The organism is Acinetobacter sp. YH12049 (genome assembly GCF_013419875.1).
In the GTDB taxonomy this organism is placed as follows: domain Bacteria; phylum Pseudomonadota; class Gammaproteobacteria; order Pseudomonadales; family Moraxellaceae; genus Acinetobacter; species Acinetobacter amyesii.
The window spans coordinates 56,694-81,237 of record NZ_VOZH01000010.1 but is presented as its reverse complement, the minus strand read 5'-3'; the positions used below and the strand labels follow the sequence as shown (position 1 = coordinate 81,237).

26 protein-coding genes are annotated in these 24,544 nt (G+C 41.5%); 19 read left to right on the top strand and 7 right to left on the bottom strand.

Features of this window, described 5'->3' with window-relative positions; all coding sequences use genetic code 11:
• Nucleotides 1-66 precede the first annotated feature (66 nt).
• The 4 genes from FTU05_RS06100 to FTU05_RS06085 are packed head-to-tail and all read left to right on the top strand — an operon-like array spanning nucleotide 67 to nucleotide 3,917.
• Nucleotides 67-609 (top strand): ankyrin repeat domain-containing protein, encoded by a 543-nt coding sequence (locus FTU05_RS06100; RefSeq protein ID WP_180164618.1) that lies wholly within the window; start codon nucleotides 67-69, stop codon nucleotides 607-609.
• Between the two features lie 14 nt (nucleotides 610-623).
• Nucleotides 624-1,394 carry a transporter gene (locus FTU05_RS06095; RefSeq protein ID WP_180059749.1) on the top strand — a complete coding sequence of 257 codons (771 nt, stop codon included), beginning with the start codon at nucleotides 624-626 and terminating at the stop codon, nucleotides 1,392-1,394.
• Nucleotides 1,395-1,448: 54 nt separating this feature from the next.
• Nucleotides 1,449-3,245, top strand: a complete 1,797-nt coding sequence (gene dsbD / locus FTU05_RS06090; protein WP_180164616.1) for a protein-disulfide reductase DsbD — start codon at nucleotides 1,449-1,451, stop codon at nucleotides 3,243-3,245.
• A 3-nt stretch (nucleotides 3,246-3,248) separates the two neighbouring features.
• Nucleotides 3,249-3,917 carry a glutathione S-transferase family protein gene (locus FTU05_RS06085; protein WP_180004380.1) on the top strand — a complete coding sequence of 223 codons (669 nt, stop codon included), beginning with the start codon at nucleotides 3,249-3,251 and terminating at the stop codon, nucleotides 3,915-3,917.
• 34 nt (nucleotides 3,918-3,951) lie between these two features.
• On the opposite strand, the gene FTU05_RS06080 is transcribed toward FTU05_RS06085, so the two are convergent.
• Nucleotides 3,952-5,118, bottom strand: a complete 1,167-nt coding sequence (locus tag FTU05_RS06080) for a GGDEF domain-containing protein (protein WP_257230092.1) — start codon at nucleotides 5,116-5,118, stop codon at nucleotides 3,952-3,954.
• 281 nt (nucleotides 5,119-5,399) lie between these two features.
• On the opposite strand from FTU05_RS06080, the gene FTU05_RS06075 reads away from it, so the two are divergent.
• Nucleotides 5,400-5,969: an FMN-dependent NADH-azoreductase gene (locus FTU05_RS06075; protein ID WP_078190588.1), complete on the top strand. Its 570-nt coding sequence runs from the start codon at nucleotides 5,400-5,402 to the stop codon at nucleotides 5,967-5,969.
• Between the two features lie 87 nt (nucleotides 5,970-6,056).
• Here FTU05_RS06075 and FTU05_RS06070 read toward each other — a convergent pair whose 3' ends face one another.
• Entirely contained in the window at nucleotides 6,057-6,968 is a 912-nt protein-coding gene (locus FTU05_RS06070) for an alpha/beta hydrolase (protein WP_180164612.1), read from the bottom strand.
• A 155-nt stretch (nucleotides 6,969-7,123) separates the two neighbouring features.
• Between FTU05_RS06070 and FTU05_RS06065 the strand changes: the two genes are divergently transcribed.
• Entirely contained in the window at nucleotides 7,124-7,561 is a 438-nt protein-coding gene (locus FTU05_RS06065; protein ID WP_078193227.1) for a DUF2147 domain-containing protein, read from the top strand.
• Nucleotides 7,562-7,665: 104 nt separating this feature from the next.
• On the opposite strand, the gene FTU05_RS06060 is transcribed toward FTU05_RS06065, so the two are convergent.
• Both FTU05_RS06060 and FTU05_RS06055 read right to left on the bottom strand, forming a co-directional pair.
• On the bottom strand, nucleotides 7,666-8,013 hold the full coding sequence (locus FTU05_RS06060) for a Spx/MgsR family RNA polymerase-binding regulatory protein (protein WP_180008661.1): 348 nt from the start codon (nucleotides 8,011-8,013) through the stop codon (nucleotides 7,666-7,668).
• Between the two features lie 627 nt (nucleotides 8,014-8,640).
• The gene (locus FTU05_RS06055; RefSeq protein WP_078193225.1) at nucleotides 8,641-9,459 is read right to left on the bottom strand and encodes an exodeoxyribonuclease III; all 819 of its coding nucleotides are present in this window, start codon (nucleotides 9,457-9,459) and stop codon (nucleotides 8,641-8,643) included.
• A gap of 40 nt (nucleotides 9,460-9,499) precedes the next feature.
• Here FTU05_RS06055 and pyrE point away from each other — a divergent pair, with 40 nt between their 5' ends.
• From pyrE to FTU05_RS06035, 4 genes are all read left to right on the top strand, one after another.
• Nucleotides 9,500-10,150 carry an orotate phosphoribosyltransferase gene (pyrE, locus tag FTU05_RS06050; protein ID WP_078190583.1) on the top strand — a complete coding sequence of 217 codons (651 nt, stop codon included), beginning with the start codon at nucleotides 9,500-9,502 and terminating at the stop codon, nucleotides 10,148-10,150.
• Nucleotides 10,151-10,418: 268 nt separating this feature from the next.
• Nucleotides 10,419-10,946 (top strand): plasmid pRiA4b ORF-3 family protein, encoded by a 528-nt coding sequence (locus FTU05_RS06045; RefSeq protein ID WP_000537572.1) that lies wholly within the window; start codon nucleotides 10,419-10,421, stop codon nucleotides 10,944-10,946.
• 105 nt (nucleotides 10,947-11,051) lie between these two features.
• Nucleotides 11,052-11,300 carry a type II toxin-antitoxin system HicA family toxin gene (locus FTU05_RS06040; RefSeq protein ID WP_044425274.1) on the top strand — a complete coding sequence of 83 codons (249 nt, stop codon included), beginning with the start codon at nucleotides 11,052-11,054 and terminating at the stop codon, nucleotides 11,298-11,300.
• On the top strand, nucleotides 11,297-11,632 hold the full coding sequence (locus FTU05_RS06035) for a type II toxin-antitoxin system HicB family antitoxin (protein WP_035270373.1): 336 nt from the start codon (nucleotides 11,297-11,299) through the stop codon (nucleotides 11,630-11,632). The genes FTU05_RS06040 and FTU05_RS06035 overlap by 4 nt, the downstream gene beginning before the upstream one ends.
• 630 nt (nucleotides 11,633-12,262) lie before the next feature.
• Here FTU05_RS06035 and FTU05_RS06030 read toward each other — a convergent pair.
• Both FTU05_RS06030 and FTU05_RS06025 read right to left on the bottom strand, forming a co-directional pair.
• On the bottom strand, nucleotides 12,263-12,487 hold the full coding sequence (locus FTU05_RS06030; RefSeq protein WP_180164610.1) for a DUF3565 domain-containing protein: 225 nt from the start codon (nucleotides 12,485-12,487) through the stop codon (nucleotides 12,263-12,265).
• A 125-nt stretch (nucleotides 12,488-12,612) separates the two neighbouring features.
• Nucleotides 12,613-13,359: a GGDEF domain-containing protein gene (locus FTU05_RS06025; RefSeq protein ID WP_373685272.1), complete on the bottom strand. Its 747-nt coding sequence runs from the start codon at nucleotides 13,357-13,359 to the stop codon at nucleotides 12,613-12,615.
• Nucleotides 13,360-13,843: 484 nt separating this feature from the next.
• Here FTU05_RS06025 and gshB point away from each other — a divergent pair, with 484 nt between their 5' ends.
• The 8 genes from gshB to lpxC all read left to right on the top strand — a co-directional run bounded on the left by gshB (nucleotide 13,844) and on the right by lpxC (nucleotide 23,207).
• Nucleotides 13,844-14,788, top strand: coding sequence for a glutathione synthase (gene gshB / locus FTU05_RS06020; protein ID WP_078190578.1), 945 nt, complete (start codon nucleotides 13,844-13,846; stop codon nucleotides 14,786-14,788).
• Nucleotides 14,789-15,090: 302 nt separating this feature from the next.
• Nucleotides 15,091-16,188 (top strand): undecaprenyldiphospho-muramoylpentapeptide beta-N-acetylglucosaminyltransferase, encoded by a 1,098-nt coding sequence (gene murG, locus FTU05_RS06015; RefSeq protein ID WP_180110409.1) that lies wholly within the window; start codon nucleotides 15,091-15,093, stop codon nucleotides 16,186-16,188.
• A 14-nt stretch (nucleotides 16,189-16,202) separates the two neighbouring features.
• Nucleotides 16,203-17,651: a UDP-N-acetylmuramate--L-alanine ligase gene (murC, locus tag FTU05_RS06010; RefSeq protein ID WP_180164608.1), complete on the top strand. Its 1,449-nt coding sequence runs from the start codon at nucleotides 16,203-16,205 to the stop codon at nucleotides 17,649-17,651.
• Between the two features lie 59 nt (nucleotides 17,652-17,710).
• Complete coding sequence (locus FTU05_RS06005) at nucleotides 17,711-18,640, top strand: D-alanine--D-alanine ligase (protein ID WP_180164606.1); 930 nt, start codon at nucleotides 17,711-17,713, stop codon at nucleotides 18,638-18,640.
• A 3-nt stretch (nucleotides 18,641-18,643) separates the two neighbouring features.
• Entirely contained in the window at nucleotides 18,644-19,498 is an 855-nt protein-coding gene (locus FTU05_RS06000; RefSeq protein ID WP_180164604.1) for a cell division protein FtsQ/DivIB, read from the top strand.
• Nucleotides 19,499-19,566: 68 nt separating this feature from the next.
• Nucleotides 19,567-20,829, top strand: coding sequence for a cell division protein FtsA (ftsA, locus tag FTU05_RS05995; protein ID WP_078190573.1), 1,263 nt, complete (start codon nucleotides 19,567-19,569; stop codon nucleotides 20,827-20,829).
• Between the two features lie 159 nt (nucleotides 20,830-20,988).
• Entirely contained in the window at nucleotides 20,989-22,179 is a 1,191-nt protein-coding gene (ftsZ, locus tag FTU05_RS05990) for a cell division protein FtsZ (RefSeq protein WP_078193216.1), read from the top strand.
• Nucleotides 22,180-22,304: 125 nt separating this feature from the next.
• Complete coding sequence (gene lpxC, locus FTU05_RS05985) at nucleotides 22,305-23,207, top strand: UDP-3-O-acyl-N-acetylglucosamine deacetylase (protein WP_180164602.1); 903 nt, start codon at nucleotides 22,305-22,307, stop codon at nucleotides 23,205-23,207.
• Nucleotides 23,208-23,304: 97 nt separating this feature from the next.
• Here lpxC and FTU05_RS05980 read toward each other — a convergent pair whose 3' ends face one another.
• The gene (locus tag FTU05_RS05980; protein ID WP_111884464.1) at nucleotides 23,305-23,745 is read right to left on the bottom strand and encodes a DciA family protein; all 441 of its coding nucleotides are present in this window, start codon (nucleotides 23,743-23,745) and stop codon (nucleotides 23,305-23,307) included.
• Between the two features lie 106 nt (nucleotides 23,746-23,851).
• Between FTU05_RS05980 and FTU05_RS05975 the strand changes: the two genes are divergently transcribed.
• Nucleotides 23,852-24,544, top strand: coding sequence for a M23 family metallopeptidase (locus tag FTU05_RS05975; RefSeq protein WP_180164600.1), 693 nt, complete (start codon nucleotides 23,852-23,854; stop codon nucleotides 24,542-24,544).

The following is a 24,544-nucleotide window of genomic DNA, read 5'->3' as shown; positions in this document are numbered from 1 at the left end:
GAAATTCAAACAAACGCAGCTTTATTCGGCATAATAGATCAAAATAAATTGAAGTGAGCTTTCCAGATGTTAACAGCGCAACAACAGCTTTTTGTGCAAGCGTTAGAAGAACAAGATCTTGCACAGGTGCAACGCCTGTTGGCAGATGGTCTTAATCCAAATTTTATCGACTTTGAAAAAGGACCTGCGGTTTCTGTATGGTCTGATGGTTTGTTTAAATGGTGGGAAATGGTTTGCGAAGCGTATGAAGCAGGCCAACCCTTAACAGCAGAACAGAAAACACAACATTTAGACGTACATATGCAAATCTTGGAAGCGCTGATTCAAGCCAAAGCCAATGTGTATTTATGGGATGCTGAAGAAATTTATGGTCCATTATGGGATGCCGCGAGTGCAGCATGTGTCCCTGCGGTACAGCGTTTATTGGATGAAAAAGTGAATCCAAATATGATTGATAGCGATGGTTTAACCATTTTGTCGTCGATTAGTGAATTATTTTTTGACTGTGATTTTGACGCGGTAAATTGGTCGGAAGCATTGGAAGAAGAAAAACAAACCTTGGAGCTTTTGCGTAGCCATGGCGCAAAAATGACCAAAGAATTAGCATAATTGTGAGTAAAAACATGACTGTATTTAAAGTTTTAAGCATTGCAACATTATCCAGTTTGAGCCTGTCTGCATTTGCGGCGGATTTTTCATTTGACCGTCCGGGCGCGGGTATGGGCACAGGCATTACCCCTGTAGGTCGTTTGGCATGGGAACAAAGTTTGCCAGCAGCGAGCTATAGTGAAAGTCGTGATGAAAATGGTGAAAAAGTAAAAAGCACCACTTTAAATGCAGACATGTTATTCCGTACTGGTTTGGCAAAAGATTTGGAATTGCAATTGGGTTGGCAAGGTCCTACATGGTCTAAAACCAAAGTTGCGGGTCGCTCAGTTGAAGACGATGGTTTGGGTGATGTCAGCATTGGCCTGAAAAAAGCCATTGATTTGAATGGTGAGAAATTGTCGATGGCTATTCTTGCTGAAGCCATTATTGCAACAGGCAATGAAGGCTTTAGTGCTGAAGATGACATTTATAGTCTGACTTCCGCTGTGGCTTATGATTATAGCGATACAATTGGGACTTCAATGACCATGCGTTATGAGGTTCAAGATGGTGATTGGGCTGTGAGTGCCATTCCGGGAATGGAATATCAAATAGCAGGTAATTTATCGGGTTTCTCTGAGCTGGTTTATCGCAAAGCAGAGAGTACCGATCAGGAAGTGTCTTTGGCTTCAGGTCTGACATATGCCGTTTCGGATCGTATGCAGTTGGATGCGAGCGTCGGTCTAGAACTCACTGGCGGTCATAAAAATTATCAGTCAGGTTTGGGCGTATCTTACCTGTTCTAAAAGAACCCTAAATTTTAAAACGTATAAATACAGACTGAGGATGAATTCAGCTGAATGAAACAATGGACTTATGTTGCGGCAGCGGCTGTGCTGTCGTTCAGTATGGGCGTTTCTGCTCAGGATGCATTACTTTCAGCTGAAGATGCTTTTCCTTTCTCGGTCGTCTCCGATCGTGCAGATCAGGCGGAGCTGAGTTGGGATATTCCAGCGCATTATTATCTGTATCAGCACAAAATAGAGGTGAAGCAGGGCAATCAAGTTTTGGCTTTGGATTTGCCTGCTGCTGAGGATTTAAAAGACGATAACTATGGTCATACGCAGGTGTATTACCAACAGTTGAGTTTTAAAATTCCAACTCAAAAGCTGCAGACCTATCAAGTCAGTTGGCAAGGCTGTGCCAAGGATCGGGTGTGTTATCCACCACAGAGCATCAGCTTTGAAACGGATGCTTCTGGCTTGGTCACACAGCAAAATCTTGCCAGTCCAAATAAACGCTTACTCGACTTCGCAGCAGAAAATAATGCCGAACAGCCCACGGCGAATCGTTTAGATCAGCAGAGGGCAGATAATGCTGCACTGGCTTCTGAACGCTATACCGCAAGCGACCAAATGTGGTCTGAAAAATTAGCGCAAAGCTCTATATTTTATGGACTTTTGCTGTTTTTTGGCCTGGGTTTTTTGCTGGCTTTTACCCCTTGTTCATTGCCAATGCTGCCGATTTTAACCTCACTGATTGTCCGCGACAGCCGAGGTTTAAAAGCATGGATGATTGCACTGACTTTTGTCACCAGTATGGCGATGGTGTATGCCATTCTTGGCTTGGTGGCGTCGTCTGCAGGTTTGAATTTCCAGCGTTGGTTGCAACAGCCTTCGACTTTAATTGCCTTTAGCGTGCTCTTTGTGGTTTTTGCCCTGAACTTATTTGGTTTATTTGAACTTAAATTGCCACGCAGTTGGGTCAATCGCTTAGACCAAGCTCAGTCGATGCAAAAGGGTGGCAGTTTAGTTGGTGCTGGGGTCATGGGGATGATTTCAGCATTGCTGGTCGGTCCTTGTATGACAGCACCGTTGGCAGGTGCATTATTATTTATTTCCCAAACCCAAAGTCAGTGGCAAGGTGCGTTGTTGTTATTCACCCTCGGCTTTGGCATGGGGACCCCGCTATTGTTGGCCAGTGTCCTTGGCTCACGGGTATTGCCTAAAGCGGGTTTGTGGATGAACCAAATCAAGGTGCTCTTTGCTTTCATCATGTTGGCACTGGCTTTGTATTTTATTCGACCATTGATCAGTGAAGCTTGGTTACAGTGGTTATCCCTTGCTCTGGGGCTGGTGTTTAGCGCTTATGTGCTTTGGCGCATTTTATGGCGCAGTACTCAGCTCAAATGGTTGTATATCTTGGTGTTCTGTGCAGCTGTACCTTATATTGTGTACAGTCAATATCAACACAGCCAACGTTTTTTAGTCGAAGAAAACCAACAGCAAAGTGCTTGGCATGTGGCACATACAGCGGAAGAGTTTCAACGTTTATTAAGTGAAATTCCCCAAGGTCAATCCGCGATTATTGATGTCTATGCCGATTGGTGTGTGGCCTGTCAGCCGATTGAACATAAAGTTTTAAAATCGGCTTCGGTACAACAGGCTTTGGCACCGTATTACTTAATTAAGTTGGATTTGAGTCAGTATGATGCAACCCATCAAGTTCTGCTCAATCAATGGGATATTTTAGGGCCACCGACCTATTTATTTTTAGATACAGCGCATCAAGAGATACGTGGACTGCGTTTGACGGGCGCATTTAGCGAGAAAGAATTGCTAGCGCAATTGGAAAAATTTAAATCGCGTGGAGAATAAAAAATGATGCAATTATATATTGCCAATAAAAACTATTCGACGTGGTCTATGCGACCGTGGTTGGTGTTACACGCGTTTAATTTACCCTTTCAAGAGATCTTGATTCCTTTTTCTGAAGAAGCAGATGGCGGAGCATTCAAGCAGCAAATGTTAGCCCTACATGCCAATGGTAAAGTGCCCCTACTGCAACATGACGGTGTGATGATTTGGGACTCATTGGCAATTTGTGAATATTTGGCAGAGCAGTTTCAAGATCTTCCACTGTGGCCTAAAGATCCCACGCAACGCGCATGGGCACGTAGTATTTGCGCGGAAATGCACAGTAGTTTTATGCAATTGCGTAGCTTATGCAGTATGAATCTACAGGCGGATTATGGTCGTCATGGTCAGAGATTATGGTCTGAACATGCTGAATTGCGTGCTGAAGTGACTCGAATCGAGCAGATTTGGTCGAGTCGTCCTGCGGTGGATAGCTTTCTATGCGGTGAATTTAGTATTGCCGATGCATTTTTTGCACCCGTGGTGACACGTTTACAGACCTTCCAGCTACCTGTGAGTGACAACACACAGCGTTATATGCAAAAGATTTTGCAGCATCCTTCTGTGGTGGCATGGATCACGGCTGCTCAACTGGAACAGCCAGTCCGTCGTATGGAACAGTATCCACGTTAAAAGCTCAACGCCACGTCTGACCTAGATAAAAGTTTTAAACCAAATGGCTAAAGCTTTGTTGTTCTGTGTACGCCATGACCATGTTACGACCACCAGCTTTAGCTGCATATAGCGCTTGATCTGCATGGGTCAGTAATTGTTGTGGTACTAATTCAGGCGTTGAAATCGCAATGCCAAAACTGGCTGTCACATGAATCGACTGACCATCATGTCCCCAAATTTCAAGCTGCTCAATGGCTTTTCGACAGCGCTCTGCAATGAATATCGCTTGTTCTAAGTTAGAATTTTTTAACACCAAAATAAACTCTTCCCCGCCAAAACGCCCAACCACATCACTACCGCGTAAATGTTGGTTTAATACTTGGCTGACGAGAATCAAGGTTTCATCGCCTTTATCGTGTCCATATTCATCATTGATGCGTTTGAAATGGTCTAAGTCCAATAAGACCAGTGCATATGTATCTGTTTTAGCACTATCGAGCTGTTCCAAACATTGATTGATACTGCGTCGATTAAATAAATTGGTCAGTGGGTCGACTTGACTAAGTTTTTGAATCAGATGCTCTCGATGACGCCATTGGCTGAGTAAGATTTCAAATAAAGCCAAACAGGTTAATAAAATAGGAACAATGAAAAAGATCATTGAGAAGAGCCAAAAACTATTTTGATAGCCATAGGCATGAGGTTGAAAAATCGGGGCATAGGGGATAATGCCGCGGATGCTTAAATACATGCAAATAGATAAAAAAATCGTGGCTGGGATCAGCATGCTATAGACGATTTTTCGTGTAAATAGTACCAATCCAACGGTCACAAGGCTCACGTAGGAGATCATGGTGGCTGGACTCATAACGCCAATTAAATAACCATCACGACATAAAGAAATGACGAATAAGCCGACCGAAAGATAAGGTAAAATTAGCTGAATCTTGGGATTATCTTTTCCAGCATAGCAAGGCCAAATCAGGAGGACCATTAAGCAAAAAAAGACGATATTGGTCCACAATTGAGAGTGGATGAGATCAAGGTTAACCCACTGCCAAAGTTCTGGCGTGACATAAACATAAAATTTCCAAATGATCCAAAGCAGATGAATGGCTGAGCCAAGCATCAGCATGAGCATACACTTTTTCAGGATACTCCAATTCATCACCACTTCATCTTCCAGCAAATACTGGACGATTCTATTGCGGAGGATCATGTCACGTATGCTTGATTTCACCGTCATCCTGTGTCATTGCCCTGTTCGAGTTATCAGTTTTTTTCTTAAAGTTTATATAGATATCATTTTATAGGCTTACATTAGCATGAAAATTTACACTTGATAACGGTCAAGAACCGCTCAGTAATTTTAAATTTTTTACGAGTTTAAAAAGATTGTTCTAAAAATAAAACATAGTGTCATAAGGATTGGGATTATTCTATTTATGAAAAGTGATTACACTAGGCTCAAGTTAATAACAACAGCTTTAGGTTTTAGTCATGAAAATTTTGCATATTGATTCAAGCATCATGGGCGACGCTTCAGTTTCGCGTCAACTCAGCGCTGAAATTGTACAACAGCTACAGCAAAAACATGGGGATGCGGCACAGGTTCAGCATCTCGATTTAGCAGTACAGCAGATTCCACATCTCAGCAGTGAAATTTTGATGGGTCAAAATGCAGAACAATCGGCTTTAGGCGAGCAGTTGTTACAGCAGTATTTGGATGCCGATGTGGTTGTGGTTGGTGCTGCTATGTATAACTTCGGTTTGCCATCAACTTTGAAAGCATGGATCGACCGTATCAGTGTTGCAGGTCGTACCTTTAAATATACAGAACAAGGTCCAGTGGGTTTGGCAGGTGACAAAAAAGTCTATATTGCCAGCAGTCGTGGCGGTGTGTATGGCGATAACAGCCCTGTAGATTATCAAGAAGGTTTATTAAAAGCCGTGTTTAATTTTACAGGTGTCAGCGATATTGATGTGATTCGTGCCGAAGGTGTCAATATGGGACCTGACATGAAAGCACAGGCAATGGCGACAGCTCAGGCTCAAATTCAAGCCATTTAACAGATTGACATTTCCCTCTTAGGTCAGCATCTGCTGACCTTTTTTTATGGTGACTTTGATCCGTTTCAGGGAATTAGTTTTCAGGGATTAGTCCTGATCCAGTCGGTGTGCAAAATCGGCTAAATCACTTAGCGCACGCTGTCCTTCTTCAAACCATGGGCTAAACATTTGGAAGTTATGCCACATGCCAGTGTACAGCATAAATTCGACATCTAGGCCGGCTTCTTCTGCTTTGACTTTAAAGCGCTGCGCATCATCCAATAAAATTTCTTTAGAACCCACTTGAATATGAATCGGAGGTAGTTCTTTGAGCTCGGCAAAAAAAGGCGAGACCAATGGATCAGCTCGATCGACCGAGCGTGGTACATAATAATCAATGCCTGTTTCGAGGGCTTCTATGCTTAACAGCGCATCATGCTTACGGTTATAACGCAAAGACTCACTGCTCAGCGTCAAGTCTAAAAACGGTGACATTAACACCAAACCACTGACTTGTGGAAGTTGTTCCTGTTGAATTTTAAGGGCTAAGGCAAGCGCCAAGTTTGCACCACAAGAGTCGCCTGACAAAATAATATCTTTGGCTTGAACCCCTTGATCTAATAACACCGCATACACATCAAAAAGGGCATCGAGTGCTTCAGGGAACTGTGCTTCAGGGGATAAAGGATAATCCAAATGTAACACTTGCATTTGCGTGCGTGCCGCAACTTGAGTCAGAAACGCCCGATGCGTGTTCATCGAACCCAAGAAAAATGCGCCCCCATGAATATGAAAAATGAGTTGGGTCGATGCCTGTTGAGGTTTGATTTCTTCGGCTTTTAAGCCGGCTAAGCGAATAGGACGAATTTGTACATCGGGGTTTTGGGGAAATGCACGACACATTTGTTCCAAAGCAAACCTTAAAGTATTGGGCGGTAAATTGAATTGGCTCGGCCCACGAATTGTGGTTTTTAAAATGCTTTCTGTAATCAGTTGTTTCGTCAGTGGCGATATCTTCATTGTCTTTCCATCTTTTTCTATTTTTGGAATCGTGTGAGCATATTTACCAACACAAATTACAAGGTTACACTAAACGGTCACATACAAAAATTGATAAATTGTTGTGACTTTTGGATACTAATGTCGTCTATATCAGACCAGGGAAATAAACAAAAATGAAAAAAATTGCACTAGCATTAGGATTGATGAGTTTAGCCGCATTTGCAAATGCTGCAGATCCGCTAAATGGTACAACTTGGAAAACCATTGATGATAAAACCAAGCAGCCAAAAGCGATTGTAAAATTCACTGAACAAAAAAATGGTACGCTTTCTGCGAGCATTCAGTCAGTTTTGACACCAGGTGAAGAAAACGCTTGTAAAAAATGTGAAGGCCCATATCACAACAAATCATTAAAAGGCTTACGTATTGTGACAGGTCTTAAAAATGTAGGTGGTACAAGCTATGAAGACGGTTCAATTTTGGATCCTCAATCAGGTAAAACTTACAAGTTAAAAGGTCAATTGGCTGATGGTGGCAAAAAACTAGAGCTTCGCGGCTTTATTGGCGTTGCTGCTTTAGGTCGTAATCAAACATGGATTCGTGCCAACTAATTTGACATGATTCAAACAAAAAAAGCCTGACAATGTCAGGCTTTTTTATAGCCTATTTTCAGCCACAATTGAACTAGAGCCGTGCATGAGTGTGATAAAAAAATTTATTTCAATGCACGGTAAGCGCTTTCATCAAAGCCAACCAATAAATCGCTACCTGTATCGAGTACAGGACGTTTAATCATGCTGCTATGCGCTGTTAAACACTGAATCAAATTTTCTTCACTGGCTAAGGCTGTCTGTTGCTCTTCTTCACTGAGTTTTTTCCATGTGGTGCCTTTTTTGTTGAGAATCACATCAGCGCCTTTGGCATCGAGCCATTTTTTTACGGTTTTAGCATCAATCGCTTCTTTTTTATAGTCATGAAATTCGTAACTTAGGCCTAATTCGTTGAGCAAGTCGAAAGCTTTTTTCATGGTATTACAGTTTTTGATGCCATAAATTTTAAGCATGAACAGATGTCCTCAATTATTCAAACAATAAGATAAAAATACAATTCAGCATTATCCTACAGGCTAATTCATCAATGCTCAAAGCTCGATCTGGATGTGGATTGAGAAATAAATGTTTTGCTGTAAAAGTCGCATGTAATAAATATTGGGTATTGTCATCAAAACGACATTTTGGTGTTTTAAAATAGCCTACAGAACAAAACGAATCAGAAAAGAAAGCGCTGCGATAACAAGAAAATTCAGCTTAAGGTTGCACAGTCAAAAGTAGAAAGAAAGCGAGAATAAGAAAATGCTGTGCAGATCGAATTTTTAGCTGTTTTATTTGGGGGATGTTTGAGTCTATAGATGTGGGGACTAGATAAGAGAAAACCCGCATTTAATCATCCTGATCATGCGGGTCTCAATCCAACGTCCATTGTCACATCCTTGAAAACAAGCTAAATCATTTAGTTTGTTTTTATACTTCCTTCGGCGTCCAATCCTTTTATGTCATCCTGACATGTCCCTTTGCCGTGCGACCATAATGCTATGTTCAAGTTATGAGATAAATCCACAAATTCGTCATGTAATGTGAGAAATAAGCTCTAATTGAGTAAACAATCGTTCACTAAATTAATTGTTGGAAGCTTAAATTTTATAATCAATAATGACAGGGGCGTGGTCGCTAAACCATTCATCTTTAAATATCCAAGCATTGACTGTACGTTCTTTCCAGTCTGGTGAACATGCATGGTAGTCGATACGCCAACCCACATTTTTGGCACGCGCTTGTCCTCGGTTAGACCACCAAGAGTAAAGCTCGGCTTCTTTACGTACCTCACGGAAGGTGTCGACATAGCCAAGCTCATCATAAATATGATCGAGCCATGCACGTTCATGTGGTAAGCAGCCTGAAGCCTTTTGGTTCCCAGACCAATTTTTAATATCAATACGTTTATGCACGATGTTGTAGTCACCGCAAACAATCACTGACTTATTTTCAGCACGCCATTGCTTCAAAATTTGTTGATATTCGCCTAAAAATAGGTCTTTGCGCGCCTGAGCTTCTTCACCCGATGAACCAGAAGGCAGGTAGAGCGAGCAAATATGTGCAGTTTGTCCAAGTCCTAAATCGAACTCAGCAGAAATAAAGCGGCCTTGAGTGTCTGCCAATTCAAAACCTAAACCATCTGTCACTGAAACAAAAGGTAGGCGGCTATAAATCGCAGTACCGGCATAGCCTGGGCGTTCTGCAGGGAAAAGGTGTGTAAACCAACCTTCGGGTTTAAATTTATCGGTCCATTGTTCATGGGTAATGCGGCTTTCTTGCATGCAGATGACATCGGCATCTGAAGTTGCCATCCAGTCAAAAATACCTTTTTTTTCAGCGGAACGCAGACCATTCACATTAATTGAAACGACACGTAAAATTTTTTGATCACTTGGATAGCTACTCTTTGGTATCATGCTCAGGTTTAACCTCAAACTTAAAAAAATGGAGCACCTCATGACAGCGCAAGCGGCATTTAATCCACAAGCTTTTATCGAACTGGCATTATCACGTGGTGTGCTTAAATTTGGTGAGTTTACTTTAAAATCGGGTCGTGTGAGTCCTTATTTTTTTAATGCGGGTCTTTTGAATGACGGTGAAGCATTGTCGTTATTGGCTTCTGGCTATGCAGCTAAATTAACAGAATGCGATAATGTGGAAGTGGTCTTTGGCCCAGCTTATAAAGGTATTCCATTTGTAGCAGCAACGGCTGTCGCACTGTCACAAAACCATGGTGTGAGTGTACCTTGGGGCTTTAACCGTAAAGAAGCGAAAGACCATGGTGAAGGCGGTGTGCTTGTGGGTGCATCAGTAGAAGGCAAAAAAGTCTGGATCATTGATGATGTGATCACTGCAGGTACTGCGATTCGTGAAGTAGTGACTATTCTGAAAAATGCCGGTGCACAAATTGCGGGCGTATTGGTGGCGCTAGACCGTCAAGAAAAAGGTCAGGGCGATTTGTCTGCGATTCAAGAAGTACAAAAAGAACTCGAAATCCCAGTTCATGCCTTAATTACCATGAAAGATTTGATGACTTTCTTAGAGGCTAAAGGTGAAACTGAAGCTTTAGCGAAAATGGAAGCGTACCGTGTTAAATACGGCATTTAATTTTTCGGGATTTCAAAAGGCAGCTGAAGCTGCCTTTTTTACGTCTTTAAATGATGATTGTTGCATCTAACTAACAAAAAACGTGAAATATTGCTTAAAAAGTAGGCGTTAAACGTGAAGAATCAATAAAAAGCCGTCTCAGTGCGCTATTTACTGAAACGGCTTTAGTTAAACTATTGATGCTTATAGAAAATTTAAAGAATTTCGTATAACGTGTATTATGTTAATTTTAGATTTACTAAAACTATTTTTTGAGAACTAGGCTGTTATGGGAACTGTAAAGCTCAAATCTTCTGATGAAGTTTTTCAATTAAAAATTAGTCTGCTAGGTAGTGATCCTGAAATCTGGAGAACTATTCAAATTTCATCGGCAGCTACTTTATCTAGGCTCCATAAGGCAATTCAATCCGCTTTTGATTGGGAAGATAGCCATTTACATGAATTCACGACTATTAAGCATGAAAAGATCAATAAAAGACAAAAATTGAAAGAAGTTCTACGTGTAGGTAAAAAAATTATATATACATATGATTTTGGCGATTGTTGGGAACATTTGATTACTGTAGAAAGCAGACAATCTCCTGATTTAAATAAAAAATATCCATGTTGTATAGATGGTCAAAATCATGCTCCATTTGAAGATATTGGAGGAATTTTTGGATATCTTGATATTTTAGATGCATTACAAGACCCCAAACATCCAAGATATGACGATTACATGCAAATTATCGAAGATGAAATAGGAGAGATAGAGTTTGATCCGACCTACTTTAATTCACATGATATTAAGTTTTAAACCTGATTTAACATAAGGGCTGTTATACGAAATTGCAACTAAATATAGTTGCAATTATTATTTAAAAGTAACTATACTTAGTTGCAATAGCAGTAGGGCTGAAGTATGGGTAAAACGGAAAAGTTACTGGAAAAATTTGGAAATTCAAAAAATACATTTCCGTATAAAGATTTAGTCGTTTTACTGAATCAGCTCGGCTATGAAAAATTTGAAATGGCAGGCTCTCGTGTCCGTTTTTTTAATACGAAAACTGAACACATGATTTTACTGCACAGGCCACACCCTGAAAATGAAATCAAAGGTGGGGCTTTGAAATCTGTAAAACAGGCACTCAAGCAGGAGGGATTTTTATGAGCTATTTAAAATACAAAGGTTATCTAGGTACAATTGAACCTGATCTTGAAACAGGTGAGTTATTTGGAAAGCTTGCATTTATCCGTGATCTCATCACTTATGAAGCAGAAACATTAAAAACTCTTGAACAAGCTTTTCAGGAATCTGTCGATGGATATTTAGAGTCTTGTGCTGAATTAGGTAAAAAACCCGATCAGCCATTCAAAGGTACATTTAATGTCCGTATTAGTCCTGAGTTACACCGTAAAGCTGTTTTAGCATCAAGTGATAATTCTCTTAATGCTTTTGTAAGCGATGCGATTCAAGAGAAATTAATGCGTTTAGGTGCTTAATTTATTGAAGCCTAGATTGACATCTAAAAATTGAAAAAAATTAGTAAAAAAGGGAGCTTACAGCTCCCTTTTTTGATTTCGCATAAGGTGTATTATGTTAATTTTAGGAACGCTACAAGATAGATTAGACTCGATTTTTTCTCTTTTTGAGATATAAATAACAAATCAACAGAAAACTAAGCCAAAATAAGTAGTCCAAAATAAAGTAGTGAAGAAGGAACTCATCTAAATCCCAAAAAATAAATAACACGCTTATATTGTTACCAGGTGAAGTGAAATCTCCATCAATTAAGAATGGCTTTGTTGCACAAAGATTTCATAACTATATGATTTTAAAAGTTTTGATTATTTTTTGATCTAAAATTAAATTTATTTAAATCAGATGCTTACATATTTATGCAACAAAGCCATTAAAACTTAACAAAAACCTGAACTTGTAAAATAATCTAAATATCAATTACTTAATTCTCAGAAAAATATTATTATTATTGTGTTATTAATGTTTAATATTTGTGGTTTGTATGTTTTGGATTCTTATAGCAGTTCTAGTTTTGATTAGTACACTATTAATTATTTCTATATTAAAGGAATATCTTAAAAATCCTTTCAGATAAATGACTCAATTTTAATCTATTTAACATAATGGCGATTATACGAAGTACAACACATCTCTTCATCACACTTCTTACATTCCAACATTACCCCTAACTTTTCGTTCCGTCCTTGCTCAGTGATAACCCAAGGACGGTTTTGCCAAGGCGGATCATGCCGGACATGCTGTGTATGACCACAAGCTAAAATGGCATACCAATGATTTTCATCATCCAAGGCAAAATCAACAATGGCTTGCTGCATATTAAACACCTATCTAAATTAAAATGATGCTGAAAAGGGAAAAGAGTTCATGTTGAGCAATCACAACGGCTTGAATATCGAATTGCAAAATAGACTGTGAAATTTGGTTTATTTCTGGCGCACACTTAGGCCGCGACAATTCTATTTTTCCCGCCATGTTTAGCTTTATACAGCGCTAGATCAGCACGTTGAATTGTATCTTCGTAGGTGCAATCTTCAGGCATGATGGTTGTCACTCCTATGCTCACGGTGACATGCGCGTTATCTATTGAAAACCGACTTAATTCTTTTCTGGAATGTTCATGAATCCGTTTGGCAAACTGGATGGCCTGCTCGCAGCCCGTGTTGGGCAAGGCGACCACAAACTCATCTCCACCTAAGCGGCAGGCGCAATCAGTCTTGCGCAGCGTTAAACGAAGAATATCTGCGACTGCTCGGATTGCCTCATCACCAACATGATGGCCTTTGCTGTCGTTGATCTTTTTGAGGTTATCAAGATCGAACATCAAGATCGAGGTCTGTATGGAATGCCGTAGGTATGATTCATAATGTAATGCTAAGTCATGCTCTAATTTTCTTCGGTTGAAAAGACCGGTTAACTGATCTGTATGGCCGAGTTCTTTCAGCTTGATTTCCAGGTTGTGACGCGCTGAAATATTACTTGCGACCCAAAGTACAACGTCTTCTTCATCTACCGAAAAACTGAGAGCTTGGATGCGAACCTCAAACCAAATGGACTCTTCAGGACCATAATCGGGCAGACCTTTTACATCCCTATTGCTCAATTCGTACTCTTCGATGAGTAGATTTCCTGACGCTAGAGCTTGGTCGATCAATTGCATAAAAAAGTTGGCTTTATCTGGCTTGATCACATCTGAAATATAGGTACCAACAAGACCGGAACCATCGTGGTAATAACGATTATCGCGCCCGCCAAAAACTGCAACGTATTTTCCACTACGTTATATGACAAATGCAGGGTCTGGTAAAGCATCAAGAATGATAGCCATCTGCTCAATGTTGATCATCAATGAATTCTATTTTTTTTATTTACAATAATTAACACAATAGCTAAAAAAAATTAAAAGCACGTGTTTTTTTTACCAAAAATAGTGATGAGTGAGATGTAGGTGTGATGAATATCTGTATCGAGGTTTGGCATCGATTTACGCAGGCTTAACGCCATAATATTTTCACGGCTTATTTCCTTTATGGAGATAAGGCCGATGATAGAAATATATCGAATTATCGCCTGCATCACACGAATCCATACATACACATGCAAAATCAGAATAAACAAAAGAAAAATCTCGGCTATACTCGTTCATAAATTGATAATGAACAGAGCACTGAATAATGCGTGTACTTGTTGTGATGGATCCCATCGAAAATGTAAACCTAAAAAAAGATACCTCAATGGCGATGCTATGGGCAGCAGCACGTCGTGGACATGAGCTAGGCTATGCATTACAGCAAGATTTATATATCGATCAAGGCAAAGCCTTTGGTTTGATTTCACCGCTAAAAGTTTTTGAAGACTACAACCACTATTACGAACTCGGCGAAAAACAAAAAGAATCAATTGCAGCTTATGACGTGGTTTTGATGCGTAAAGATCCGCCGTTTGATATGAACTTTGTCTACACCACCTATATTTTGGAACAGGCTGAACGCGAAGGCGCATGGATTATTAACAAGCCACAAAGCCTACGTGACTGCAATGAAAAATTGTTTGCAACGCAATTCCCTGAACTTCAAGTACCGACCTTAGTGACCTCGCAGCAAAGCCTGATTCGTGAATTTTTACAAGAACACGGCGATGTGATTGTGAAGCCATTAGACGGCATGGGCGGTATGGGCATTTTCCGTTTATACCAAGATGGCGTTAATATTGGTTCAACCATTGAAATCCTGACCAATAACGGCACACAGCCGATTATGGCGCAGCGTTACATCCCAGAAATTGTGGATGGCGACAAGCGCATCTTGATGATCAATGGCGAACCCGTACCGTATTGTTTGGCGCGTATTCCGCAAAATGGCGAAGTGCGTGGCAACTTGGCGGCAGGTGGTTTGGGCGAGGCGCGTCCATTGACCGAAAATGATAAAGCCATTGCAGCCAAAGTTGGGCCATTCCTTCGTGAAAAAGGGTTAGTGTTTGTTGGTCTGGATGTGATTGGTAATTACGTGACTGAAATTAATGTCACCAGTCCAACCTGCGTACGTGAAATTGATGCGCAATTTGGCACCTCGATTGCCGATGATTTATTTGATGTCCTTGAGGCAGGTTTAAAAGCTTAATTTTGCACTAGATTTAAAAGAGTCCTTCACGGGCTCTTTTTTGGCCTGCGCTAAGGGGAGGGGAGCTTAAAAAGCAAAAAAACTGTAAGTGAATGCAATTAAAGTGAAAAATTGTCTGATTTTTTTTCAATTCTCATAGATTAATAATAAAACTAGTTTAAACTTTTAAAATAGTAGAAAAAAACAATCATACGCCTGTTGAAAAAAAGTAAATTACCTTTCACGGTCATGCGTTTGTGATTACAATTGTTTGCTTAAAATCGAATATCATTAGCCTCTTTTTAGAATTGAAGAATTAGACAGTGACCGAAGTAACGCAAGTAAAGCCGAAACATGTCATGATGATGGCTGCCGGAACCGGTGGTCACGTCTTTCCAGCGCTCGCTGTTGCCAAAGAGTTGCAACAACAAGGCTGTGAAGTTTCTTGGCTCGCAACGCCAACAGGCATGGAAAATCGCCTGCTTAAAAATCATAATATTCCAATTTATCAAATTGATATCCAAGGCGTACGCGGCAATGGAGTCGTGCGTAAGCTGATGGCACCGTTTAAAATTCTCAAAGCTACTTTGAGTGCCATGCGTTATATGAAACAACTCAAAGTTGATGCAGTTGCAGGCTTTGGGGGTTACGTGGCTGGGCCAGGTGGCTTGGCAGCTCGTGCATTGGGCATACCAGTCATTATCCATGAACAAAATGCTGTGGCTGGGTTTACCAATACGCAATTATCGCGTGTGGCGAAAACGGTGTGTCAGGCATTTCCAAATACTTTTCCAGCTCAAGATAAAATCGTGACCACAGGCAATCCTGTACGGAAGGAAATTACAGAAATTTTAAATCCGTCATGGCGTTACCAAGAGCGTGAAAAAGCTGGGTTGCCATTACGGGTTTTAATTGTAGGTGGCTCACTGGGCGCACGTGCCTTAAATGAATGTGTGCCGGCTGCTTTGCAGCAATTAGAACAGCCCCTCAGTGTATATCATCAGTGTGGTCAAAATAATGCTGAAAGCACATTGGCTCGTTATGCAAATGCACCTGAACATATGCAAGTTGAAGTTCAGCCGTTTATTGAAGATATGGCAGCAGCCTATTCTGCAGCGGATTTGATTATCTGCCGTGCTGGTGCGCTAACCGTCACTGAAATTGCGACAGCGGGTGTAGCAGCCGTGTTTGTTCCTCTGCCAAGTGCAGTGGATGACCATCAAACTGCAAATGCCGGATTCTTGGCCAATATCAATGCTGCAAAAATTTGCCCACAAGCGGACATGACCGCAGAAAGTTTAACAGCGTTGTTGAAGCCGCTGATGAATCGCCAACGACTTATGGAAATGGCGGTTAAGGCTCGACAACAGGCACAACCCGATGCGACACAGCACGTGGTTGGTTTAATTCAAGATTTGTAAAATTCGAGTAATCTATGTCTCCAGCAACGCCTGCCGATCAAGCGAAAAAGCTCATTAAAGTGCCAGAAATGCGCCGTATTAAACACATCCATTTTATTGGGATTGGTGGTGCGGGCATGTGCGGTATTGCCGAAGTATTGAAAAACCAAGGCTATAAAGTTTCAGGTTCAGATATTAAAGCGTCGAAAACCACGGCTCAGCTTGAAGAAAACGGCATTCAAGTTTTCATCGGTCATGCTGCTGAAAATATTCAAGGCGCCAATGTAATCGTGGTATCGACAGCCATTGATTCTGAAAACCCAGAAGTGAAAGCGGCGATTGAAACCCGTACACCTGTCGTGCGTCGTGCAGAAATGTTGGGTGAATTAATGCGTTACCGTCATGGTATTGCCGTTGCGGGGACGCATGGTAAAACCACGACAACCAGTCTGGTGACCTGCATGTTGGCAGAAGAAAATCTGGACCCAACTTATGTCATTGGTGGTTTATTAAATCGTACTGGTGTGAATGCTGCATTGGGTGCAAGCCGTTATATCGTGGCTGAAGCAGACGAATCAGATGCGTCATTCCTGCATTTACAGCCGATGGCAACGATTGTCACCAATATCGATGCTGACCATATGGATACCTATGGCGGTAGTTTCGATGTATTGAAAGATACCTTCGTACAATTCTTACAGCGCCTTCCATTTTACGGTTTAGCTGTGATGTGTGGTGATGATGCCAACATCCGTGAAATTATGCCGCGTATTGGTCGTCCTGTCGTGACGTATGGTTTCAATGAAGACAATGACATTCGTGCCGTTGATGTGGCTCAAGAAGGCATGCAATCACACTTTACAGTTTTGCGTAAAGACCGTGAGCCGTTACGTTTAACCATTAACTTGCCGGGTCTTCATAATATCTTAAATGCCTTGGCAGCGATTGGTATTGCAACGGATGAAGGCGTTTCTGATGCTGCGATTGCGCGTGCCTTAGAAAGCTTCAGTGGTGTAGGTCGTCGTTTCCAAGTACAAGGCGAATTTGAAGTTGAAGATGGCTTGGTGAAATTGGTCGATGACTATGGTCACCATCCAAAAGAAGTCGAAGCGACCATTAAAGCGGCACGTGCAAGTCATCCAGATCGTCGTTTAGTGATGATGTTCCAACCGCACCGTTTTAGCCGTACGCGTGACTGTTTTGATGACTTCGTCGATGTCTTGTCACAAGTCGATCAACTGTTGTTATTAGAAGTTTATCCTGCGGGTGAAAAACCAATTGTGGGTGCGGATAGTCGTGCATTGGCTCGAAGCATTCGTCTACGTGGTGAGGTTGAACCGATTCTTATCGATCCAGTAGAAGGCAACTTACAAGCAGTAATGAAAAAAGTGTTACAAGCAAATGACTTGTTATTAACACAGGGCGCAGGTAATGTTGGAGCAATCTCAATCGAACTTGCTCAAAACAATCTCTATGTAAAATGATCACCGCTTGGTGATCCAAAGTTTGTTTAGACCGTAGATAAAAGTTTAAGGATATAAACGTGTCAAATGCTTCAAAATTCGGCAAAGTTGCCGTGTTATTAGGTGGGAAATCTGCCGAACGTGAGGTTTCTCTCGATAGTGGTAAAGCTGTACTTGAAGCATTGGTGCGTTCGGGTGTAAATGCCGAAGCATTTGATCCGCAGCAACGCAGTGTGACTGAGTTAGTGGCTTATGACCGTGCATTTATCGTACTTCATGGCCGTGGTGGTGAAGATGGTCAAATTCAGGGTACTTTGGAATGGTTAAACATTCCGTACACTGGAACGGGCGTTCAAGGCTCAGCGATTGGTATGGATAAAGTCAAAACTAAACAAGTTTGGCAAGGTTCAGAACTACCGACAGCACCTTATCGTATTGTCAGCAAAGATTCAAATTTACAAGAAATTGTAGATTCAATTGGTTTGCCATTTATTATCAAGCCGGTGCATGAAGGTTCAAGCATTGGTATGAGCAAAGTTGAAAAAATTGAAGACTTTGCAACCGCAATTGCAAAAGCGACCCAGCATGATGCAGTCGTGATGGCTGAAAAATGGATTACCGGACGTGAATTTACCATTGTGATTTTAAATGGTCAGGCATTACCGGTGATTCGTTTAGAACCGCCTGCAGATGTGGCTTTTTATGATTACGAAGCGAAATATAACCGTAACGATGTGCAATATGGTATTCCATGTGGCTTGACTGAAGATGAAGAAAAGCGTCTACAAGCTTTATCTTTACGTGCTTTCCAAGCGGTAGGTGCGAGTGGTTGGGGCCGTATTGACGCGATGCAAGATGCAGACGGAAACTTCTGGTTACTTGAGGTAAATACCGTTCCGGGTATGACCAGTCATTCTCTAGTACCAAAAGCAGCCAATGCCGTAGGTTATAGTTTTGATGATCTTTGTGTCGCAATTTTGGAACAAACCCTGACAGGTGCGGCACACTAAATTATGGCTCAACTTCCTGCGTCTATGCGCCGTAAACGTGCAGCAACGACATCGATACATGACAAACCACCGACACGTAAGGAAAAACTTACCAATGTGGGTGGATGGCTGTTGTTGTTTATTGCATGTGTGGTTTTGATTGCCGGAATTTGGGGGCTATATAAAGTCATGACGGATGCACGTGTGGCTGAACTTGATGTGGTGGGTGTGCGGAGCGCCCAAGAAAAACAACAAGTCATATCATACGTTTCACCGATGATGACTCAAAATTATTTTACCTCTGATTTACGTGTCATTCGTGACCGTACTTTAGAAATCTCTTGGGTCGATCGCGTGGTGGTATCGCGTGCTTGGCCAAATGCAATTCGTGTACGGGTGATGCCGCGTCAAGCGATTGCACGTTGGGGAACTGGGCGACTGTTAAGCGATAGTGGTGATGTATTTGCCGAATTAACCCCGACCAATCATCAGAATTTGCCGTTATTGCATGGGCCGACGAGTCAGTCCAAAATGATGATGCGTCGCTATAATGAAATTAATCAATTGTTTATACCTGTTGGCATTCGTTTAAAAGAATTATATTTAACCGAACGAATGACTTGGTTTATGCAGTTTGATTCAGGTTTACGCGTGATTGTCGATCAGGATCAGACCATGAGTAAGTTGCAGCGTTTAAGTTATCTCGCACACAGTGACTTAAAACCTGTATGGCCACGAATTTCTGCCATCGATTTGCGCTACCGAAATGGTTTAGCGATTCAATGGAAAAACTCTGTGCCAGCAAAGTCGGTAAATGGTCAGTTTGTTGTAACCAGTGATGACATAGGCATTGCGAATGCAGCGCCGGTAAAGCCATAATGATCGGCTTTATAAGTAGAGGCTTTAAGCCATAAATTAAACAAACATGTGAATGGTAGTAGTAAATAATGAATGAAGCTGTTCCCTCGGTTGTTGCGATTGACATTGGGACACACAAAGTTTCAGTTTTGATTGGTAAGGTACACGCGCCAGACAATATCCAAGTGGTAGGGATGGCGACCGCTCGTAACCGCGGCATGAATAAAGGGAAAATTGTCAGTCTCGATAAAGTTGTTACCGCAATTAAAAATGCAGTGCAAGAAGCGGAAGATATGGCGGAATGTCGTGTACATTCTGCGTGGATTTCCATTCCAAGTGCTGAACTAAAAAGTTTTTATGCCTCTGGTCGCACTCCAATTGAAAATAATGACCATGCGATTACCACCAATGAAGTGGTGCGTGCTTTAGAACTGGCCAAAGCCAGTCATTTAACGTCTGACCATTATTTGGTGAGTGCTGTACCTTTAGGTTTTGAACTAGATGATGAACCTGAATGGGTGTTAAACCCGATTCGCATGTCAGCACGGAGTATGACAGGACATTATCATTTGATGATGTTGCCCATCAGCACCATGCAGAATTTGGATCGCGCATTAAAAGGTGCCAATATTGGTGTTGAACGCATGGTCATTTCATCATTAGCAACAGCTGAAGCCAGTTTGCTTAAAGATGAAAAAGAATATGGTGTGTGCTTGGTTGATATTGGTGCTGGTACGACCAATATTGCGGTGTATTTAGATGGTCGCTTGGCGATGACACACACCTTGCAACGTGGCGGTGAGCATGTAACACGTGATATTGCTGCTGTATTGCAAACCACAACAGAAGAAGCTGAACGCATTAAGCTGTTGTATGGTTGTGTTGATCTGAAAGTGGTTAAACCTGAAAGTATGATTCAGTTCCAAGGTATTGATGGTCCACAAACCATTAGCCGTATTGAACTGACCGAAATCATTATTGCGCGCTATGAAGAAATCTTTAATCAAGTGCGTAATGAGTTGGTCGATCATGGTGCGATTCATGGGTTATACCATGGTGTTGTACTCACAGGTGATGCCTGCCAAATTGAAGGGATGGTGACATTTGCACGTCGGATTTTAGGTGTCTCTGCACATTTAGGTAATCCACCTATGCAAGTGTATGCCGATGATCAACAGCAAGCCGCTTTACGTCGTTCACAATACGCGACTGCCGCAGGTCTGTTAATTTTCAGTCAAAGCGAAACACAAGATACGATCGTTGAGCCAGAAGATACGGAAAAACTTTCAGTATTGAATCGGGTAAAACGTGCATGGTCGGGCTTCAATGACACCTTGAAGTCGATCTTTTAAGTTGAAATATTTGGGAATATTGTTGGGAAGTTGTACGGATTATTGCTTGTACTTGACAAGCTGGAACTTGGACAGCATTCTAAAAAACAATTTTTATTAAGATCAAGGCAGTATACGGGCTGAAGTGTCTGCCAATTATGGATTAGGAATTTTTTAGGCATGGCCTCATTTGAATTTTTAGAAGATGATCAAAGCGACAGCAACGGTCAAGCCCGTTTCACAGTATTCGGTGTAGGTGGTGCTGGCGGTAACGCTGTGCAACACATGTTGGAATCAGATATCGAGGGTGTAAAATTTGTTTGTGCCAATACAGACAAACAAGCACTCGACCGCATGAATGCACAATTTAAAATCCAACTCGGCGAGCAAAGTACGCGTGGTTTGGGTGCAGGTGCAAATCCACAAGTGGGTCAAACTGCGGCTGAAGAAAGCCGTGAGTTGATTCGCCAACACCTTGAAGGTACGGACATGGTGTTCGTGACTGCAGGTATGGGTGGTGGTACAGGTACCGGTGCTGCGCCAGTTGTTGCTGAAATTGCCAAAGAAATGGGTATCTTAACTGTAGGTGTGGTGACGACTCCGTTTAACTTTGAAGGTAAACGTCGTCAGCAATCTGCTGAGAAAGGTATTGAAGCACTTGAGCAACATGTTGATTCTCTGATTATTATTCCGAACCAACGTCTACTTAAAGTATTCCGCGATATTTCAATGAAAGATGCCTATAAAAAGGCAGACGATGTATTGTTAAATGCGGTGCGTAGTATCTTTGATTTGGTGGTACGTCCAGGTCATATCAACCTTGACTTCGCCGATTTGAAAACTGCCATGAGTACACGTGGTTACGCAATGATGGGTGCAGGTTCTGGTCGTGGTGAAAACCGTGCGCGTCAAGCTGCTGAGCAAGCGATCCGTAGCCCGTTGTTAGATAACGTGACCATCATGAATGCAAAAGGCATTTTGATTAACGTTACAGGTGGCGATGACGTAACCTTCGGTGAAATTGAAGAAATCACTGATGTGGTGAACCAAATTGTCGATCTTGATGAAGGTCAAGTGTTCTACGGTACGGTATTTGATCCAGATGCACGTGATGAAATTAGCGTAACGGTGATCGCAACGGGTTTAACTCGTAATTCTGCCGATTCTGCTGAGCCAGTGAAACGCCCTGTCGCACAAGCAACGCGTACAGTCGCTTCTGCACAAGTACCTGTAGATGAAGATGATGTGCCAGCGATTCAACGTCAACACAATGAAGCAGCAGCTCCAGCTGCGGCAGCGGCGTCAGCATCCAATTCACGCCCTACGCCAATGAGTATTCAAGACTATTTGAAAAATCAGCAACGTAAATAACATAAATTCAATGACTTAAATGTCTGTTGATTACAAAAGGTAGCTGATCAGCTACCTTTTTGTTTTTTATCAATGGCTGAATATGCTAACGTATAGCGGTTTTGTGAACTGATGATAGAAGACACATGTTGAAACAACGTACCCTGAAACGCATCGTGAAAGCGAGTGGCATCGGACTGCATAGTGGGCAAAAAGTGATGATTAACTTTGTGCCACATCATGCCGATGGGGGGATTGTGTTTCGTCGTATCGACTTAAATCCACCGATTGATATTCCAGCCGATGCTATGCTGATTCAAGAAGCATTCATGTGTTCTAACTTGGTGCAAGAAAATGCCAAGGTGGGCACAATTGAGCACATTATGAGTGCGATTGCTGGTTTAGGGATTGATAACCTGATCGTGGAAGTGTCGGCGTCTGAAGTGCCCATTATGGATGGGAGTGCCGGCCCGTTCATTTATTTGCTTATGCAAGGTGAACTACAAGAACAAAATGCACCTAAAAAATTCATAAAAATACGCAAACCTGTCGAAGCACTGATCGATGATAAACGTGCTGCCTTCCAACCCCATGACGGTTTCCAATTAAATTTTACGATTGATTTTGACCATCCTGCATTTAAGAAAGAATTTCAGTCGGCAACAATCGACTTTTCAACCGAAACATTTGTCTATGAAGTTAGTGAAGCGCGGACTTTTGGTTTTATGAAAGATTTGGATTACCTAAAAGCTAATAATTTGGCTTTAGGGGCGAGTCTCGAAAATGCCATTGGTGTAGATGACAATGGTGTGGTCAATGAAGAGGGTTTACGCTTCTCGGATGAGTTTGTTCGTCACAAAATATTAGATGCAGTGGGTGATTTATATTTGCTCGGTCATCAAATTATTGCGAAATATGATGCCTATAAGTCGGGTCATGCATTAAATAATCAGTTATTACGCAATGTCAAAAGTGATCCAGACAGCTATGAAATTGTAACATTTGATGACATTAATGATTGCCCAATTGGTTATGTGAATGTGACATAAGTCATTGTCTTATAATAGTGATGTTATATTGTATCATTTGCAAGTGTTAAGTCTGTCACATTCTGAATATTCAAATTTATCTGTTACAACTCGGTGGTTACTTTTTATTGCTTGCCAAACGCAGCATTGCTTGGCTAAGCTTAGGGTCGCTCACAAAGTCAGCAGCATTACGGAGTAAATCCTGAGTTTCTGTACTGAGGGTTCTTGAAATTTTTTCAGGGGAATGGGGCGTTGGAGACGGAGTTCTCAGACGGACTTGAATCTTGTGTAAATCCTTGAATTCGTATATTTGTGATAACTGTGCAATATATTGCTTTTGTAAATAGGCCAACTGACTTATCAGTGCCTGATTTTCTCCAGTTAATATAAGTACACCGTTTATATAACAAACGACTTGCCATTGATCCGGTTGGGGTAATAGCGGTTGGACAATTTTCGTAAGCTTCTGCCATGCAGCAACTTGCGTTGAGAGAAACGAAAAGTTTCCTGTTTTTATGTGTTTTCTTGTTGGTTGAAAGACGTTGACAGGTTCTGACATACATATTTCCTACATGTTTATGTCTTAATCTTATGCGCTCCTTTTGACTGATATCAAGGACGAAATCACACAAGGAACAAAAGAGAACAGTTTATAGAGGTTTTTTATGCATTTACGACGTATTTTATTGGCGTTTTCATTGGCTGCTTCGGCCGCTTCAGTCGCTTTTGCAGATTTAGTTGAATTAAATCAAGCAGATTCATCAGATCGTATTGAACAGTTAACTCGCACTTTGTCTCAAGGTGCTTACTCTGAAAGCAATGATATTGATATTCCAGCAGAAACAAAGTTGAATGTTAAAATTAGTGAAAAATCAATTGAACTCAACAATGCGACAATCGCAAAAAAATACGGTTCAAGCAATTCCTCTAAAAACTATTCAGCAAGTTCAAATAATCCATATTCATGGTTAATTGCCCACCCACTTCCAGACATGAAGCGTGTAAGTTCAAACTATGGTGGTCGTACCATGGGTGGCCGTGCGGAGAATCATTCAGGTTTAGATCTTTCTGCGGCTAGTGGCACACCTATTTATGCAACGGGTCCAGGCATTGTAACAAAGTCAGGTTGGGGCACAGGTTATGGTCAATATGTTGAAATTAACCATGGTAATGGTTACCTGACACGTTATGCGCATGCATCACGCTTAATTGTACGTGTAGGCGACCGTGTTGCTGCGGGTGAGCATATTGCTAACGTTGGTTGTACTGGTCGTTGTACTGGCCCACATTTACATTACGAAGTAGTGAAAGATGGTCAACGTAAAAACCCATCAACGTATTTAGCGATGTTGCCATAA

What these genes read in the sequence shown, in the direction of transcription:
- FTU05_RS06000 (WP_180164604.1), top strand. Translation starts at nt 18,644, where the DNA reads ATGGCTCAACTTCCTGCGTCTATGCGCCGTAAACGTGCAGCAACGACA.
- ftsZ (WP_078193216.1), top strand. Translation starts at nt 20,989, where the DNA reads ATGGCCTCATTTGAATTTTTAGAAGATGATCAAAGCGACAGCAACGGT.
- ftsA (WP_078190573.1), top strand. Translation starts at nt 19,567, where the DNA reads ATGAATGAAGCTGTTCCCTCGGTTGTTGCGATTGACATTGGGACACAC.
- FTU05_RS06085 (WP_180004380.1), top strand. Translation starts at nt 3,249, where the DNA reads ATGATGCAATTATATATTGCCAATAAAAACTATTCGACGTGGTCTATG.
- lpxC (WP_180164602.1), top strand. Translation starts at nt 22,305, where the DNA reads ATGTTGAAACAACGTACCCTGAAACGCATCGTGAAAGCGAGTGGCATC.
- gshB (WP_078190578.1), top strand. Translation starts at nt 13,844, where the DNA reads ATGCGTGTACTTGTTGTGATGGATCCCATCGAAAATGTAAACCTAAAA.
- FTU05_RS05980 (WP_111884464.1), bottom strand. Translation starts at nt 23,745, where the DNA reads ATGTCAGAACCTGTCAACGTCTTTCAACCAACAAGAAAACACATAAAA.
- FTU05_RS06070 (WP_180164612.1), bottom strand. Translation starts at nt 6,968, where the DNA reads ATGAAGATATCGCCACTGACGAAACAACTGATTACAGAAAGCATTTTA.
- dsbD (WP_180164616.1), top strand. Translation starts at nt 1,449, where the DNA reads ATGAAACAATGGACTTATGTTGCGGCAGCGGCTGTGCTGTCGTTCAGT.
- FTU05_RS05975 (WP_180164600.1), top strand. Translation starts at nt 23,852, where the DNA reads ATGCATTTACGACGTATTTTATTGGCGTTTTCATTGGCTGCTTCGGCC.
- FTU05_RS06065 (WP_078193227.1), top strand. Translation starts at nt 7,124, where the DNA reads ATGAAAAAAATTGCACTAGCATTAGGATTGATGAGTTTAGCCGCATTT.
- FTU05_RS06080 (WP_257230092.1), bottom strand. Translation starts at nt 5,118, where the DNA reads ATGATCCTCCGCAATAGAATCGTCCAGTATTTGCTGGAAGATGAAGTG.
- murC (WP_180164608.1), top strand. Translation starts at nt 16,203, where the DNA reads ATGTCTCCAGCAACGCCTGCCGATCAAGCGAAAAAGCTCATTAAAGTG.
- FTU05_RS06040 (WP_044425274.1), top strand. Translation starts at nt 11,052, where the DNA reads ATGGGTAAAACGGAAAAGTTACTGGAAAAATTTGGAAATTCAAAAAAT.
- FTU05_RS06045 (WP_000537572.1), top strand. Translation starts at nt 10,419, where the DNA reads ATGGGAACTGTAAAGCTCAAATCTTCTGATGAAGTTTTTCAATTAAAA.
- FTU05_RS06060 (WP_180008661.1), bottom strand. Translation starts at nt 8,013, where the DNA reads ATGCTTAAAATTTATGGCATCAAAAACTGTAATACCATGAAAAAAGCT.
- FTU05_RS06095 (WP_180059749.1), top strand. Translation starts at nt 624, where the DNA reads ATGACTGTATTTAAAGTTTTAAGCATTGCAACATTATCCAGTTTGAGC.
- FTU05_RS06035 (WP_035270373.1), top strand. Translation starts at nt 11,297, where the DNA reads ATGAGCTATTTAAAATACAAAGGTTATCTAGGTACAATTGAACCTGAT.
- FTU05_RS06075 (WP_078190588.1), top strand. Translation starts at nt 5,400, where the DNA reads ATGAAAATTTTGCATATTGATTCAAGCATCATGGGCGACGCTTCAGTT.
- FTU05_RS06030 (WP_180164610.1), bottom strand. Translation starts at nt 12,487, where the DNA reads ATGCAGCAAGCCATTGTTGATTTTGCCTTGGATGATGAAAATCATTGG.
- FTU05_RS06055 (WP_078193225.1), bottom strand. Translation starts at nt 9,459, where the DNA reads ATGATACCAAAGAGTAGCTATCCAAGTGATCAAAAAATTTTACGTGTC.
- pyrE (WP_078190583.1), top strand. Translation starts at nt 9,500, where the DNA reads ATGACAGCGCAAGCGGCATTTAATCCACAAGCTTTTATCGAACTGGCA.
- FTU05_RS06100 (WP_180164618.1), top strand. Translation starts at nt 67, where the DNA reads ATGTTAACAGCGCAACAACAGCTTTTTGTGCAAGCGTTAGAAGAACAA.